This is a genomic window from Pseudomonas sp. GW821-FHT07F05, assembly GCF_059418765.1.
Map to the genome: position 1 here is coordinate 764,886 of NZ_JBWKQL010000001.1, position 16,005 is coordinate 780,890.

Consider the following 16,005-nt stretch of genomic DNA (forward strand, 5'->3'; position numbering starts at 1 on the left):
GCGACCGGACTTGCAGCCCCACGGGTTTTTCTGAAGAGGTAAAGCGGTACATGAGCGGCGACTTCCTCGCGCTGGCACAGCCCGGCGTGCAAAAACTATCGCCTTACGTTCCCGGTAAGCCGGTGGACGAACTGGCGCGTGAACTGGATATCGATCCGGCGCGCATCATCAAGCTGGCGAGCAACGAAAACCCCATGGGCGCCAGCCCCAAGGCGTTGCAGGCGATCAAAGACGCACTGGCGGAGTTGACCCGCTACCCTGACGGCAACGGTTTCGAGCTCAAGCAGCGCTTGTCGCAAGCCTGTGGCGTGCAGCCCGAACAAGTGACGCTGGGCAACGGCTCCAACGACATTCTGGAAATCGTCGCCCGCGCCTACCTGGCGCCGGGGCTCAATGCGGTGTTCAGCGAACACGCGTTTGCGATCTATCCGATCGTCACCCAGGCCGTGGGCGCCACCGCCCGCGTCGCCAGGGCGAAAGAGTGGGGTCACGACCTGCCGGCCATGCTCGCCGCCATCGACAGCAACACCCGGGTCGTCTTCATCGCCAACCCGAACAACCCCACCGGGACCTGGTTCGGACCGAGTGCCCTGGCTGACTTCCTCGCGCAGGTGCCCGACAACGTGTTGGTCGTGCTGGACGAGGCCTACATTGAATACGCCGAGGGCGCTGACCTGCCAGACGGTCTCAACTTCCTGAGCGATTACTCGAACCTGCTGGTGTCGCGTACGTTCTCCAAGGCCTATGGCCTGGCCTCTTTGCGCGTTGGTTATGCCCTGTCCTCGCCGGTCGTGGCCGACGTGCTGAACCGCGTGCGTCAGCCATTCAACGTCAACAGCCTCGCACTGGCCGCTGCGTGCGCCGCGCTGGACGACGTTGACTATGTTGCGCAAAGCCGTCAGTTGAATGAAGCCGGCATGCAGCAGCTGGAAGCAGGGCTTGGTCAGATGGGCCTCAGCTGGATTCCTTCCAAAGCCAATTTCATCGCCGTGGACCTGGGCCGCGAAGCCGCTTCGGTCTATCAAGGATTGCTGCGCGAAGGCGTGATCGTTCGCCCGATCGGCGGTTACGGCATGCCCGATCACCTGCGGGTGAGCATTGGTCTGCCGGCCGAGAACAGTCGTTTCCTCGAGGCGTTGAGCAAGGTTCTGGCGCGTGGTTGATGTCACGTCGCTGCAACCCGCTGCGCCTATGATCGGCCGCCTGGTGGTGGTCGGCCTCGGATTGATCGGTGGTTCGTTCGCCAAAGGGTTGAAGGAAAGTGGCCTGTGCCGCGAAGTCGTGGGCGTCGATCTCGACCCGCAATCGCGCACGCTGGCCGTCGAACTGGGCGTGGTCGATCGCTGTGAAGACAATCTCGCTGCCGCCTGCGTGGGGGCTGACGTCATTCAGTTGGCCGTGCCGATCCTGGCCATGGAAAAGCTCCTCGGCGTGCTGGCAGGCCTGGACTTGGGCAATGCCGTGCTGACCGATGTCGGCAGCGCCAAAGGCAATGTGGTCCGCGCTGCCCGCGAAGCGTTTGGCGTGATGCCGGCGCGCTTTGTGCCGGGTCACCCGATTGCCGGCTCCGAGCAGAGCGGGGTGGAAGCCTCCAACGCCGAGCTGTTCAAACGGCACAAAGTCATTCTCACCCCTCTGGCGGAAACCGATCCGTCGGCGCTGGCGCTGGTCGACCGTCTCTGGTCGGCTCTGGGCGCAGACGTCGAGCACATGCAGGTCGAGCGCCACGATGAAGTGCTGGCGGCGACCAGTCATCTGCCGCACCTCCTGGCGTTCGGTCTGGTGGACTCGCTGGCCAAGCGCAACGAAAACCTCGACATCTTCCGTTATGCCGCGGGCGGTTTCCGCGACTTCACGCGCATCGCCGGCAGTGATCCGGTGATGTGGCATGACATCTTCCTGGCGAACCGCGAGGCCGTGCTGCGCACCCTCGACACCTTCCGCAGTGATCTCGATGCGCTGCGCGACGCCGTGGATGCAGGCGATGGCCACCAATTGCTCGGTGTGTTCACCCGGGCTCGCTTCGCCCGAGAGCATTTCGGCAAGATCCTCGCCCGTCGCGCCTACGTTGAAAAAGCAGCGGGCGCCGACCTGACGTTTATGGCGCAGCCCGGCGGTGTTGTCCGCGGGCAGGTTCGCGTGCCGGGTGACAAGTCGATTTCCCACCGGGCGATCATGCTCGGGTCCCTGGCCCAAGGCACCAGCGTCGTCGAAGGTTTTCTCGAAAGCGAAGACGCGCTGGCAACGTTGCAGGCGTTCCGCGACATGGGCGTGGTCATCGAAGGGCCGCACCACGGTCGCCTGACCATTCATGGCGTCGGCCTCAACGGGCTTCAACCGGCGCCGGGGCCGCTTTATCTGGGTAACTCGGGCACTTCTATGCGGCTGCTCTGTGGCCTGTTGGCCGCGCAGCGATTCGACAGCGTGCTGACTGGCGATGCCTCGCTGTCGCGGCGCTCGATGACCAGTGTCGTTGAGCCATTGCGCCAGATGGGCGCCGTGATTGAAACCGCAGAGGACGGCCGGCCGCCGCTGACCCTTCGCGCCGGGCAGGGTCTTCAGGCCATACGGTACGACATGCCGTTGCCCAGCGCCCAGGTGAAATCCGCGCTGTTGCTCGCCGGTCTCTACGCAAATGGCACAACGATGGTGCATGAGCCCGCGCCGACCCGGGACCACACCGAGCGCATGCTGCAAGGCTTCGGTCATTCGGTTGCCGTTCATGACGCGACAGTGGCGCTGCATTCAGGGGTTGAGCTCAAGGCCGCACCCATCGAAGTGCCCGGCGACATCTCCTCTGCTGCGTTCTTTATGGTGGCAGCGTCCATCGCCGAAGGCTCCGACCTGATTCTGGAAGGCGTGGGTGTCAACCCGACGCGCTCCGGCGTTATTGATGTCCTGCGTCTGATGGGTGCGGACATCACGTTGCATAACTCGCGCGATGCGGGCGGCGAGCCGGTGGCTGATCTGCACGTGCGCCCTGCGCGCCTCATAGGTATCGCCGTTCCGCGGACGCTGGTGTCTCTGGCGTTCGACGAGCTTCCAGCACTCTTTATTGCCGCAGGGTGCGCGGAAGGGCGAACAGTGTTTAACGGTGTCCGGGGCTCACGCGTCAGGGAATCCGGCCGTCTTGAGGCCATGGCCGACGGTCTGGCGACGCTCGGTATAAACGTTGAATCCACCGCAGATGGCATCATTATTGATGGTGGAACCGTTGGCGGTGGTGAAATCAATGCGCAGGGTGATCACCGTATCGCCATGGCATTCAGTATCGCGTCGTTGCGCGCGGCCAGTCCGATCCGCATCCGGGACTGCGCCAATGTGGCGACTTCATTTCACAGTTTCCTGACGCTGTGTGCTCAGGTGGGTATTCGTGTAACGCAAGAGGGGCAATCGTGAAAGTTCAAGCTCCGGTCATTACGATCGACGGACCCAGCGGTTCCGGGAAGGGCACGGTGGCCGGCAAGCTGGCCAAACGTCTGGGCTGGTCCCTGCTGGATTCCGGCGCGCTGTATCGGTTGCTGGCCTTTGCGGCCGTCAACCATGGCGTCGACCTGACCAATGAAGAAGCATTAAAGCTGCTGGCTGCGCATCTGGACGTGCAGTTCATGGCAGCGACCGACGACCACGGTCAGCGCATTATCCTGGAAGGGGAGGACGTCACGTCAGCCATCCGCAATGAGCATGTCGGCAGTGGCGCGTCGCAGGTGGCCTCGTTGCCGGCTGTTCGCGAAGCACTGCTGCAGCGCCAGCGGGCTTTTCAGGAGTTTCCGGGCCTGATCGCCGACGGCCGCGACATGGGCACGGTGGTCTTTCCCGGCGCGCCACTGAAGATTTTTCTGACGGCCAGCGTCGACGAGCGTGCCCGTCGGCGATATTTGCAGTTGAAGGCCAAGGGTGACGATGTTAGTCTGCCGAGTCTGCTAGATGAGATCCGTGTCCGCGACGAGCGCGACACCCAGCGAGCGGTAGCCCCGCTCAAGCCGGCGCATGACGCCATTCAGCTGGATTCCACCGAATTGTCCATCGAGCAGGTGCTTGAACGCATCCTGAGTGAAGTCGCACTCCGCGATCTCGCCGGATGACCAGAAAGCCATGTGGGAGACCAGTCATAGTCCCGCAGGCTTTCTTTCATATGAACGAAACCCACGTTGTCTGGAGCGTGGCAGATGGGCGTATTCTTCGCCCTTATCAACAGGAATTAAAATGAGCGAAAGCTTTGCTGAACTTTTCGAAGAAAGCCTAAAGACTCTTAACCTTCAGGCCGGTTCGATCATCACCGCGATCATCGTCGATATCGATTACCAGGCTGGTTGGGTCACCGTTCACGCTGGTCTGAAGTCTGAAGGCCTCATCCCGCTGGAGCAGTTCCACAACGATGCTGGCGAGCTGACCATCAAGATTGGCGATGAAGTCCACGTTGCGCTGGACGCGGTCGAAGACGGCTTTGGCGAAACCAAGCTGTCCCGCGAAAAAGCCAAGCGTGCTGAGTGCTGGATCGTTCTGGAAGCGGCTTTCGCAGCTGAGGAAGTGGTCAAGGGCGTTATCAACGGTAAGGTTAAAGGCGGCTTCACAGTCGACGTTAACGGCATCCGTGCGTTCCTGCCAGGTTCTCTGGTTGACGTCCGTCCAGTGCGCGACACCACGCACCTGGAAGGCAAAGAGCTGGAATTCAAGGTCATCAAGCTGGACCAGAAGCGCAACAACGTTGTCGTTTCCCGTCGCAGTGTCCTGGAAGCCGAAAACAGCGCCGAGCGCGAAGCTCTGCTGGAATCGCTGCAGGAAGGCCAACAGGTCAAGGGTATCGTCAAGAACCTCACCGATTACGGCGCATTCGTCGATCTGGGTGGCGTCGATGGCCTGCTGCACATCACCGACATGGCCTGGAAGCGTATCAAGCATCCATCGGAAATCGTCAACGTTGGCGATGAGATCGATGTAAAGGTTCTGAAATACGATCGCGAGCGCAATCGTGTTTCCCTGGGTCTGAAGCAACTGGGTGAAGATCCATGGGTTGCTATCAAGGCTCGTTACCCGGAAGGCACTCGCGTTACCGCGCGTGTTACCAACCTGACCGACTACGGCTGCTTCGCAGAGCTGGAAGAAGGCGTGGAAGGCTTGGTACACGTTTCGGAAATGGACTGGACCAACAAGAACATCCACCCGTCGAAAGTCGTTCAGGTTGGCGACGAAGTGGAAGTCATGGTTCTGGACATCGACGAAGAGCGTCGTCGTATCTCCCTGGGCATCAAACAGTGCAAATCTAACCCGTGGGAAGATTTCTCTGGCCAGTTCAACAAGGGCGACAAGATCTCCGGCACCATCAAGTCGATCACCGATTTCGGTATCTTCATTGGTCTGGACGGCGGCATCGACGGCCTGGTTCACCTGTCCGACATCTCCTGGAACGAAGTGGGCGAAGAAGCCGTACGCCGTTTCAAGAAAGGCGACGAGCTTGACACCGTGATCCTGTCGGTTGATCCAGAGCGTGAGCGCATCTCGCTGGGTATCAAGCAGCTGGAAAGCGATCCGTTCTCCGAGTACGTCACTGTCAATGACAAAGGCGCTATCGTCCGCGGTATCGTTAAAGAAGTTGACGCCAAAGGCGCCATCATCACTCTGGCCGACGACATCGAAGCGACCCTCAAAGCCTCCGAAATCAGCCGTGACCGCGTTGAAGACGCGCGTAACGTTCTGAAAGAAGGCGAAGAGATCGAAGCCAAGATCATCAGCGTTGACCGCAAGAGCCGCGTGATCAGCTTGTCCATCAAGTCGAAAGACGTTGAAGACGAGAAAGAAGCGATTCAGAGCCTGCGTAGCAAGCCTGAAACCGCTGAAAGCACTGGTCCTACCACTCTGGGTGACCTGCTGCGTGCTCAAATGGAAAAACAGAACTGAGTTCTGTCTGACCATTGAAAAAGGGCGACTTCGGTCGCCCTTTTTTGTGGGCGGGTGTTTTTGCGCTGTGTTCGGCCAATGCCTGGTGAGGATCTTCAATCTCCACTCATTTAAGTCTGGACATACTCTGTTCAAATCCTTCTGGTCATGCTAAAACCTTCAAAGCGCTTTACCTAGCTGCTTGAAAAAGAAGGGAAAAATATGACGAAGTCGGAGTTGATCGAACGAATTGTCACCCATCAAGGACTGCTCTCATCCAAGGATGTGGAGTTGGCCATCAAGACCATGCTCGAGCAGATGTCGCAGTGCCTGGCGACGGGCGACCGTATTGAAATACGCGGCTTCGGCAGCTTTTCCCTGCACTATCGCGCACCTCGCGTAGGCCGCAATCCGAAGACAGGTCAGTCTGTCAGCCTCGACGGCAAGTTCGTACCTCACTTCAAACCAGGCAAAGAGCTCCGCGACCGGGTGAACGAAGAAGAGGAGCATGAGCTCCAATAGCTCTTTGAGGAGTTCTCATGCGAAATGTGAAGCGTCTGATCTTTCTGGCTATCGCCCTGTTGATCGCAGCGGTGATTGTCGTATTTGTGCTGGAAAACCAGCAGAACGTCGCCCTGGTGTTCTTTGGCTGGAATGCACCCGAGCTGCCGGTCGCCGTGCCGGTGATCTTTGCATTGCTGGTGGGCATGTTGATTGGCCCCCTTCTGGTTTCAGTCGCGCGTCTGCGCAGGAAACCCAAGGCGTCACGTCTACCCTGATAGAATCCCCGCGCGCCAGACACCTCAACGCTTGCGTTGAAGATAATTACAAGCGCACCTATAACTAATCTCCTTTTTCAATGCCTAACCCACGCCTCAAGCTTTCAGGCGCGAGGGTTGCGTGCAGTTCATCATTCGAGCTGCTTCTACTGAACAGAGGAACCTTCGGGTTTTTTCGTCGCATAGGTTTTTACACATGAATTCCGACTATCCCGCTCTTCAGACTCGCTGTTTCAAGGCCTACGACATCCGTGGTCAGGTACCCAATGACCTTGACGATGACATTGCTTACCGCATCGGCCGGTCCATGGTGGTTGAACTGGGTGCCAAAAATATCGTAGTGGGCCGAGACATGCGTCTTGAAAGCCCGGCCCTGGCTCAGGCGTTGATCAAGGGCATTCAGGAAGCCGGCGCGGATGTCATCGACATCGGCCTGTGCGGCACCGAAGAAGTCTACTTCGCCACCAGCCACTACGATGCAGACGGCGGCGTAATGGTCACGGCCAGTCATAACCCGAAGGGTTATAACGGCATGAAACTGGTCCAGAAATCGTCACGTCCCATCAGCGGTGATACCGGCCTTGATGCCATTCGCCAGCGCGTGGATGCGGGCGACTTCGGTCAAGTGGCCGCTCAGCACGGCAGCGTTCAGTCCAAGCCGGACAAGACCGCTTACATCGAGCACCTGCTGACCTACGTCAAAGGTGCCGACCTTCGTCCATTGAAGATCCTCGCCGATCCGGGCAATGGCGCCGTCGGTCCCGCACTGGACGCGATCCGCTCCCAGCTGCCGTTCGAGTGGGTGATCATCAACGCCGAACCGGATGGCAACTTCCCGAACGGCGTGCCGAACCCGCTGCTGCCGGAAAACCGCAGCATCACCCGCGACGCGCTGCTCAAGCACGGCTGCGATCTGGGCCTGGCGTGGGACGGCGATTTCGACCGCTGCTTCTTCTTTGACGAGCAAGGCCGTTTCGTCGAGGGCTACTACCTGGTGGGCCTGCTGGCCGAAATGCTGCTCAAGCAACACCCGGGTTCAAAAATCATTCACGACCCGCGCCTGACCTGGAACACCATCGATCAGGTCAAGCAGGCGGGCGGTACGCCAGTGCTGTGCAAAACCGGTCACGCGTTCATCAAGGAGCGCATGCGCCTGGAAGACGCCGTGTATGGCGGCGAAATGAGTGCTCACCACTACTTCCGCGATTTTGCCTACTGCGACAGCGGCATGATCCCGTGGCTGCTGGTCGCCGCGCTGATGTCGGTGTCCGGCAAGAAGTTCTCGCAGCTGGTTGATGAACGCATGGCGGCCTACCCGTGCAGCGGCGAAATCAACTACAAGGTCGACGACGTCAAATCCATCATCGCCAAGATCCTGGAACACTACACGCCGTCTTGCTCGAACATCGACAGAACCGACGGCATCAGCCTTGAGTTCGCCGAATGGCGTTTCAACCTGCGCGGCTCCAACACCGAGCCGCTGCTGCGTCTGAACGTCGAGAGCCGTCGTGATCCAGCCCTTGTAGAAGCCAAGGTCAAAGAGATCGAAGCGCTGATCAACGGCAAGTGATGCACCCGGCGCGCGGTCCCGCTTGCTGATTGGCGGGGCCGCACGCCAATCGTCTACAATGGCGCCGCTGTTTCGCAGCGGCCGTCATGATGGACGGCGAATTCTTATGTGCATGGATCGGATATGACCAGAAAAATCCTGGTAACAGGCAGTTCGGGATTTTTGGGAACAGCGCTGGTTGACCACCTTGCACACCTGCCCGACGCGCACATTGTCGCGGTCAGCAGACGGGCGACGCCCCATTCTTCTCCAAACGTGACGACGGCCGTTGTTGCCGGGCTGACTGCCGACACCCCATGGCAGGAAGTTCTGCACGGCGTCGACACGGTCATTCACGCCGCAGCGCGGGTGCATGTCATGCACGACACCGCGGCCGATCCGCTTTCGCTGTACCGGGAGGTCAACACCCTCGGCACGCTGAATCTGGTTGAGCAGGCCGCCGCAGCAGGCGTTCGGCGTTTTATCTTCATCAGCACGATCAAGGTCAACGGTGAGTCCACCGCGCGGGGCGACTGCTTTCGTCCGGACGACGCGCCCAATCCGAGCGACCCCTACGCCATCTCCAAGCACGAAGCGGAACAAGGCCTTCAGGCCCTGGCCAAAACCTGCGCGATGGAAGTCGTCATCATTCGCCCGGTGCTGGTTTACGGCCCCGGCGTCAAAGCCAACTTCCTGCAACTGATGCGCACGTTGCGCAAAGGCGTGCCGCTGCCACTCGGTGCGGTGAACAATGCGCGCAGCTTGGTCTCGCTGGACAACCTGACCGACCTGATCCGCGTCTGCATCGATCATCCTGCCGCCGCGAACCAGGTCTTTCTGGTCAGCGATGGCCGGGACCTCTCCACGACCGAACTGGCCAGCCGCCTCAAGGCACAGATGGGGGCATCCGGTTGGCTCATTCCCGTACCCGAATCCCTTATCATGCTCGGCGCCACACTGTTGGGTCGCAAATCGGCGGCCGAGCGTGTGCTGGGTTCGCTGCGCGTGGACATCAGCGAAACCCGCGAGCGCTTGCAGTGGCAGCCGCCGGTGTCGGTAGAGGACGGCCTCAGGAAGACCGTCGAGCATTTTCTGGTGACGGATCGAGCATGAATTATTGGTGGGTCGCGGTTGCGGTTGTCGTGTTTTCGTTTGCGCTGACGCATGTATTGCGACGCTATGCGCTGCACAAAAGCTTGCTTGATATCCCGAACGGTAGAAGCTCTCACACACTTCCGACGCCAAGGGGCGGCGGCGTGGCGATTGTCATCAGTTATCTGGTCGCGCTGGTCTGGATGCTATGGGCGGGGCTGATGGGCCGCGACCTGTTCCTGGCCATGTTCGGCGCGGGCGCGTTGATCGCGGCGCTGGGGTTTCTCGACGATCACGGCCACATCGCCGCGCGATGGCGCCTGCTGGGGCATTTTTTCGCGGCGGCATGGGCGTTGTTCTGGTTAGGCGGCCTTCCGGCAATCAGCGTGTTCGGCATGACCCTCGATCCGGGCTTGATCGTTAATGTGCTGACGGCGTTCTACCTGGTGTGGCTGCTCAATCTGTACAACTTCATGGACGGCATCGACGGCATCGCCAGCGTAGAGGCAATCTGTGTCTGCGTTGGCGCTGCGATCATCTACGCCCTGAGCGGCGTTGCCACTCTGGTGTGGCTGCCGATCCTGTTGGCGTGCGCCGTCGCGGGCTTTCTGTTCTGGAATTTTCCTCCGGCGAAGATCTTCATGGGCGACGCCGGCAGCGGATTCCTTGGCATTATGCTCGGTTGTCTGTCACTGCAGGGGGCGTGGATTTCCTCGCAGTTCTTGTGGGTATGGCTTATTCTCCTCGGGGTTTTCATCGTAGACGCTACAGTAACCCTCATCCGTCGGCTCGTTCGGGGCGACAAGGTCTATGAGGCGCACAGAAGTCACGCTTACCAATTCGCCTCGCGACGTTTTGGCAAGCACCTTCCGGTGACGTCCGCAGTCGGTGTAATCAATCTGTGCTGGCTGTTGCCGGTCGCTGTGTGTGTCGCCCGTTTCGGGCTGGATGGCGCACTCGGCGTGATCATTGCTTACGCTCCATTGCTCGCTCTGGCAGTCATCTTTAAAGCAGGGGCGCTTGAAAAGGGCTGAGCCCGGACATTGGCGCTGATGCTGTTGATCCGATTCCCCTGTGGGGCAGGAATCAATGGCCGGTGCAGGGGTCGACTGAAAGGAGTTTGAACGCGTGCTTGAGGGGATGATGGGAAAAATACGCACTTCGCTGCTGGCGCTGCCTCGCCGGCACAAGCGGATCATGCAGGTCGCCGCAGACGTCTGTCTGATCTGGTTCGCGTTGTGGATGGCGTTTGTCGTCCGCCTGGGCATCGATGAACTCATCAACCCCCTGGAAATCCATACCTGGCTGTTCGCAAGCGCGCCTGTGGTCGCGATCCCGTTGTTCATTCGTTTCGGCATGTACCGCGCGGTGATGCGCTATTTCGGCAACGACGCGCTGATCGCGATCATCAAAGCCGTCAGCCTGTCGGCCCTGATTCTCGGGGTCGTGGTCTATCTCTACAGCAACCACCAGCATGTAGTGCCGCGATCGGTGATGTTCAATTACTGGTGGCTGAGCATGGTCATGATCGGTGGCCTGCGCCTGGCAATGCGTCAGTATTTTCTCGGTGACTGGTTTTCCGCCGCTCGCCATGTGCCCTTTGCAACCCGCGACGATGGCCTGCCAAAAGTCGCCATCTACGGTGCCGGCGCGGCAGGTAACCAATTGGTCGCTGCACTGCGCATGGGCCGGTCGATGCGTCCGGTAGCGTTCATCGATGACGACGACTCGATCTCCAACCGGGTCATTTCCGGGCTGCTGGTCTATAAGCCCAAGCACATTCAGCAGATGATCGACGTCACCGGCGCCCAGGAAATCCTGCTGGCGATTCCGTCGTCGGCACGAGCCCGTCGCCGGGAAATCCTCGGCTTCCTGGAAGGCTTCCCGCTGCATGTTCGCAGCGTACCGAATTTCTCTGATCTGGCGGCAGGCCGGGTGAAGGTGGACGATCTTCAGGAAGTCGACATCGCTGACCTGCTCGGGCGCGACGCCGTGCCTGCGCAAGAGGAACTGCTCGAACACTGCATCAAGAACCAGTGCGTACTGGTCACCGGGGCAGGGGGCTCGATCGGCTCGGAGCTGTGCCGGCAGATCCTGCTGTTGAAGCCGACCACGCTGTTGCTGCTCGATCACAGCGAATTCAACCTGTACACGATTCTTACCGAGCTGGAGCGGCGGGTGGCCCGCGAGTCGCTCAAGGTCAAACTGCTGCCGATCCTGGGCTCCATCCGCAATCACGCCAAGCTGCTGGATGTGATGAAGACCTGGCAGGTCAACACCGTGTACCACGCGGCGGCCTACAAGCATGTGCCGATGGTCGAGCACAATATCGCCGAAGGCGTGCTCAACAACGTGGTTGGTACGCTAAACGCGGCCCAAGCGGCGCTGCAGGCGGGCGTGGCCAACTTCGTGCTGATTTCCACCGACAAGGCCGTGCGTCCGACCAATGTGATGGGCAGCACCAAGCGCCTCGCCGAGCTGACGTTGCAGGCACTGAGCCGGGAAACCGCGCCGGTCATGTTCGGCGACCGCTCCAATGTGCATCAGGTCAACAAGACGCGATTCATCATGGTGCGGTTCGGCAACGTGCTGGGTTCATCCGGCTCGGTGATTCCGCTGTTCCATCAGCAGATCAAATCCGGTGGCCCGCTGACGGTGACGCACCCGAAAATCACCCGCTACTTCATGACCATCCCGGAAGCGGCGCAGTTGGTGATCCAGGCCGGCTCCATGGGGCAGGGCGGCGACGTGTTCGTGCTCGACATGGGCGAGCCGGTGCGCATCATCGAGCTGGCCGAGAAGATGGTGCACCTGTCGGGCCTGAGCATCCGCTCGGAGCACAATCCCCAAGGCGACATTGCCATTGAGTTCACCGGGCTGCGCCCTGGCGAGAAACTCTATGAGGAGCTGTTGATCGGCAACAACGTGGCGGCGACTCGCCACCCGATGATCATGAGCGCGCAGGAAGACTTTCTGTCATGGGACGTCTTCAAGCAGAGCCTCTCGCAGCTGCTCAAGGCACTGGACGACGACGATTACACCCGCGTTCGGCAGATCCTCGGCGACACCGTCGCTGGCTATGCGCCAGAGGGCGATATCGTCGACTGGATTCATCAGCAGCGTCGCCGGGAACCGTAGACGCTCGCGTTCCGGAAATCTTTTCTTACGCAGCGACATGGGGCACTGCAACCGGCGCGAGGCCCGGCGGTACGGGGCCTGCGAGTCGATACATATCCGGTCACCGATCCCTGCGTTGACGGTCTGTCGCCATCGGCTAGGTTTGGGAAGCAGCTCAGGAATGCTGCTTCCACTTACGATGCCCATGGAGCATGACTCATGCGTACTTCTTATCTGTCCTCCCTGATCTTCGCGCTGCTGGCGGGTACGTCCCTCGCTGTGACTGCCGCGCCTTCTGCCACCCCTGCCGTCACCCCGGCAGACGCCACCCAACCTGCCATTTCCGCGCCAGCGGGTGCGCAGGGCTCAAAGGTTAATCTCAACGCCGCGAGTGCGGAAACCCTTCAGAAAGAGCTGTCCGGCATCGGCGCCGCCAAAGCCAATGCCATCGTGGCTTACCGCGAAGAACACGGCGGGTTTACAGCCGTGGATGAGTTGATCGAAGTGAAGGGCATCGGCAAGGCGCTGCTGGACAAGAACCGCGACAAGCTGGCAATTGACTGAGACCCCATGAGCTCAAGGCCGATCTTTTGATCGGCCTTTTTTATGCCCGTCATGACTCCAGGTGCACCGTTTCCCCACCAACATAGAAAAATGTCGACCGACATATTATTTTTTAAATTACGGGCGTAATATCCCTCCGCAGCTACGCTCACTTTCCCACGGAGAACGTTCATGACTACTCAGACTCAAGGCAAAGCTGTCATCACCGGCGCGTCGTCGGGCATTGGCTTCACCTATGCGGACCGCCTGGCGCAGCGCGGATTTGATCTGCTGCTGGTGGCCCGTGACCAGTCGCGACTGGAAGCACTGGCGACGGATCTGCGCGCAAAACATTCGATCAATGTCGAGGTGATCAAAGCCGACTTGACCCAGCCCGCCGATGTCAGCGTCCTTGAGCAGCGTCTGCGCTCGGACGCATCGCTCACGCTGCTGGTGAACAACGCCGGAGTTGCGCTGAGCACGCCCCTCGCCGAATCGGATCTGGGCGAAGTGGACCGCCTGATTCAACTCAACATCGTTGCGCTGACCCATCTGGCGTCCGCCGCAGCCGCCGGTTTTGCGGCGCGCGGTACCGGGGCGATCATCAATATTGCGTCCGTGGTGCCACTGTTGCCGGAGCGCTTCAACGCGGTGTACGCCGCCAGCAAGGCTTATGTGTTGAGCCTGACCCAGTCGCTCGCTGCCGAGATGAGCGAAAAGGGCGTGCAGGTTCAAGCCGTGCTGCCCGGCGCCACTCGCACTGAAATCTGGGAGCGCGCCGGTCTGGACATCAACGCCTTCCCGCCGGAAATGGTCATGGACGTCAACGAAATGGTCGACGCTTCGCTGGCCGGGTTCGATCAGAAAGAGCTGATCACCATTCCATCGTTGCCGGATGCCGCTGACTGGCAGGCCTTCACCCAGGCACGCCTGGCGCTGGGCCCGAATCTGTCGCTGCAGCACGCGGCGCAACGTTATAAAACGGCTGGCGCTTAACGGTGCCGGCGACTGCCAAAAATGAGGAAAAGGTGAACCCATGAGCGAGCGTCGCATCGTAGTGACGGGTATGGGGCTGGTGACGCCATTGGGCTCCGGCGTCGAAGCGGTATGGAAGCGATTGCTTGAAGGCCGCTCCGGCATTGTGCAGTTGCCTGAGCAGACGGTGGCTGACCTGGCAGGCAAGGTCGGCGGCCCGGTGCCGACCCTGGAGCAAGACCCTGAAGCCGGTTTCGACGCTGACGCCGCCGCGCCGCCCAAGGAGCAGAAGAAGATGGACCGCTTCATCCTGTTTGCCCTGGGCGCTGCGCAGCAGGCGGTCAAACAGGCAGGCTGGGCGCCATCGACTGAAGAGGAGCGGGAGCGTACTGCGACCATCATTGGCGCCGGCGTAGGTGGTTTTGGTGCCATCGCCGAGGCGGTTCGCATTACGGATACCCGTGGGCCGCGACGCTTGTCGCCGTTCACCATTCCTTCGTTTCTGGTGAATCTGGCGGCCGGGCATGTGTCGATCCAGCACGGTTTCAAAGGCCCGCTGGGCGCGCCGGTGACGGCGTGTGCGGCGGGTGTTCAGGCGATCGGCGATGCCGCGCGGCTGATCCGCAACGGCGAAGCGGACGTGGCCATCTGCGGTGGCGCCGAAGCCTGCATTGATCGCGTTGCTCTGGGTGGTTTTGCTGCGGCGCGGGCGCTTTCCAATGGCTTCAATGACACACCGGAACGCGCCTCACGGCCCTTCGACCGTGACCGCGACGGCTTCGTCATGGGCGAGGGCGCAGGGATCATCGTCATCGAAACCCTGGAGCACGCACTCGCTCGCGGTGCAACGCCCATCGTTGAACTGGTCGGTTACGGCACCAGCGCGGACGCCTATCACCTGACGGCCGGGCCTGAAGATGGCAGTGGTGCGCGTCGGGCGATGCAGGCAGCGATTCGGCAGGCCGGCATTCAGCCCTCCGATGTCCAGCACGTCAACGCCCATGCCACGTCCACCCCGGTGGGCGACAAGGGTGAAATGGCCGCGATCAAAACGGTGTTCGGCGACCAGAATGGCGTCGCCGTGACGTCGACCAAATCAGCTACCGGGCACTTGCTCGGCGCGGCAGGCGGGATCGAGGCGATCTTCACGGCATTGGCGATCCGCGATCAGATCGCGCCGATGACCCTCAACCTGGAGAACCCTGACGAGGCGGCAGCAGGCATCGACATCGTCCATGGCAAGGCGCGTCCGATGAACATCGAATACGCACTCTCCAACGGTTTTGGCTTCGGGGGTGTGAACGCCAGCGTGCTGTTTCGTCGCTGGCATCCCTGAGAGGCATCAGTGAAATAAGCGCGACGCTTCCCTGCCAAGAACGGGCAGGGAAGTGAGCGTCAGCCTTCGATCAGCTGCTTGAGCTGATCGCGGGTGGTTTCCAGAATCCGCTCGGCCAGCGCCGGATCTTTCGCGCTGCGCGCCAGTACCATCGCCCCCACCAGCCCGGACATGACCATCACGCTCTTGTCGCTGCTTTGCCCCTCGGCTGGCATTCCTGCTTCGAGGGTGGCGAGCATGCGGTTGATCAACTCGTCGGTAATCTCGCTCGGTTGCCCGCGCTGGCCCAGCTCGGATGCCATGGTCGGCAGAGGGCAGCCCTTTTCCGGGTGATCGCGATGGGCGGTCGACAGGTACATGTCGATGAACGCCTGGGTCGAGCTGTCTTCGGCCAGTTTCTCGGCGCGTGAGGCCTGCAGCTGGTCGACGGCGCAGCGCAGGGATTTCTCGACCAGATCATCCTTGGATTTGAAGTGGGCATAAAAACCACCGTGGGTCAGGCCCAATGCCTTCATCAAAGGCTGCAAACCGGTGGCGCCGATGCCGTCACGGCGAAAGCGTGCGGCGGCTTCCTGAAGGATGCGCTGGTGGGTCTGGGCTTTGTGATCTTCGGCGTAACGCATGGAGCGAGCCTCCTGACTGTGGCTCTTGAAATGGTGATCGACATTTTTACACGGATGACCCGCCGGCGCAGTACCCACGTTGTCATGCGTGTCGCCACCGGTCAGAAGGCCCCA

14 protein-coding genes are annotated in these 16,005 nt (G+C 60.6%); 13 read left to right on the forward strand and 1 reads right to left on the reverse strand.

Annotated elements, in window-relative coordinates; translation table 11 throughout:
• Positions 1-50: 50 nt before the first annotated feature.
• From hisC to fabF, 13 genes are all read left to right on the forward strand, one after another.
• Positions 51-1,163 (forward strand): histidinol-phosphate transaminase, encoded by a 1,113-nt coding sequence (gene hisC, locus AC07RO_RS03600; protein ID WP_423572835.1) that lies wholly within the window; start codon positions 51-53, stop codon positions 1,161-1,163.
• A gap of 28 nt (positions 1,164-1,191) precedes the next feature.
• A complete protein-coding gene (locus AC07RO_RS03605; protein ID WP_495085342.1) occupies positions 1,192-3,399 on the forward strand; it encodes a bifunctional prephenate dehydrogenase/3-phosphoshikimate 1-carboxyvinyltransferase in 2,208 nt (735 codons plus the stop codon).
• Complete coding sequence (gene cmk / locus AC07RO_RS03610) at positions 3,396-4,085, forward strand: (d)CMP kinase (protein ID WP_065992981.1); 690 nt, start codon at positions 3,396-3,398, stop codon at positions 4,083-4,085. Before AC07RO_RS03605 ends, cmk begins: the two co-directional genes overlap by 4 nt.
• Positions 4,086-4,206: 121 nt before the next feature.
• Positions 4,207-5,898 carry a 30S ribosomal protein S1 gene (gene rpsA / locus AC07RO_RS03615; protein WP_065992985.1) on the forward strand — a complete coding sequence of 564 codons (1,692 nt, stop codon included), beginning with the start codon at positions 4,207-4,209 and terminating at the stop codon, positions 5,896-5,898.
• A gap of 201 nt (positions 5,899-6,099) precedes the next feature.
• Complete coding sequence (ihfB, locus tag AC07RO_RS03620; RefSeq protein WP_037011901.1) at positions 6,100-6,399, forward strand: integration host factor subunit beta; 300 nt, start codon at positions 6,100-6,102, stop codon at positions 6,397-6,399.
• Positions 6,400-6,416: 17 nt separating this feature from the next.
• Positions 6,417-6,656 carry a lipopolysaccharide assembly protein LapA domain-containing protein gene (locus AC07RO_RS03625; protein ID WP_192172815.1) on the forward strand — a complete coding sequence of 80 codons (240 nt, stop codon included), beginning with the start codon at positions 6,417-6,419 and terminating at the stop codon, positions 6,654-6,656.
• 196 nt (positions 6,657-6,852) lie between these two features.
• A complete protein-coding gene (locus AC07RO_RS03630) occupies positions 6,853-8,226 on the forward strand; it encodes a phosphohexomutase domain-containing protein (RefSeq protein WP_423572830.1) in 1,374 nt (457 codons plus the stop codon).
• Positions 8,227-8,349: 123 nt separating this feature from the next.
• Positions 8,350-9,318: a UDP-glucose 4-epimerase family protein gene (locus tag AC07RO_RS03635; RefSeq protein ID WP_495085285.1), complete on the forward strand. Its 969-nt coding sequence runs from the start codon at positions 8,350-8,352 to the stop codon at positions 9,316-9,318.
• A complete protein-coding gene (locus tag AC07RO_RS03640) occupies positions 9,315-10,331 on the forward strand; it encodes an MraY family glycosyltransferase (RefSeq protein ID WP_192172812.1) in 1,017 nt (338 codons plus the stop codon). Before AC07RO_RS03635 ends, AC07RO_RS03640 begins: the two co-directional genes overlap by 4 nt.
• A 109-nt stretch (positions 10,332-10,440) precedes the next feature.
• The gene (locus tag AC07RO_RS03645; protein ID WP_407073233.1) at positions 10,441-12,435 is read left to right on the forward strand and encodes a polysaccharide biosynthesis protein; all 1,995 of its coding nucleotides are present in this window, start codon (positions 10,441-10,443) and stop codon (positions 12,433-12,435) included.
• 198 nt (positions 12,436-12,633) lie between these two features.
• Positions 12,634-12,978 (forward strand): ComEA family DNA-binding protein, encoded by a 345-nt coding sequence (locus AC07RO_RS03650; RefSeq protein WP_192172811.1) that lies wholly within the window; start codon positions 12,634-12,636, stop codon positions 12,976-12,978.
• A gap of 171 nt (positions 12,979-13,149) precedes the next feature.
• Positions 13,150-13,953, forward strand: a complete 804-nt coding sequence (locus AC07RO_RS03655; RefSeq protein ID WP_495008864.1) for an SDR family NAD(P)-dependent oxidoreductase — start codon at positions 13,150-13,152, stop codon at positions 13,951-13,953.
• A gap of 40 nt (positions 13,954-13,993) precedes the next feature.
• Positions 13,994-15,268 carry a beta-ketoacyl-ACP synthase II gene (gene fabF / locus AC07RO_RS03660; RefSeq protein WP_423572824.1) on the forward strand — a complete coding sequence of 425 codons (1,275 nt, stop codon included), beginning with the start codon at positions 13,994-13,996 and terminating at the stop codon, positions 15,266-15,268.
• A gap of 59 nt (positions 15,269-15,327) precedes the next feature.
• Here the strand turns inward: fabF and AC07RO_RS03665 are convergent, their stop codons facing one another.
• Positions 15,328-15,891, reverse strand: coding sequence for a TetR/AcrR family transcriptional regulator (locus AC07RO_RS03665; protein WP_495085286.1), 564 nt, complete (start codon positions 15,889-15,891; stop codon positions 15,328-15,330).
• Positions 15,892-16,005: the final 114 nt, after the last annotated feature.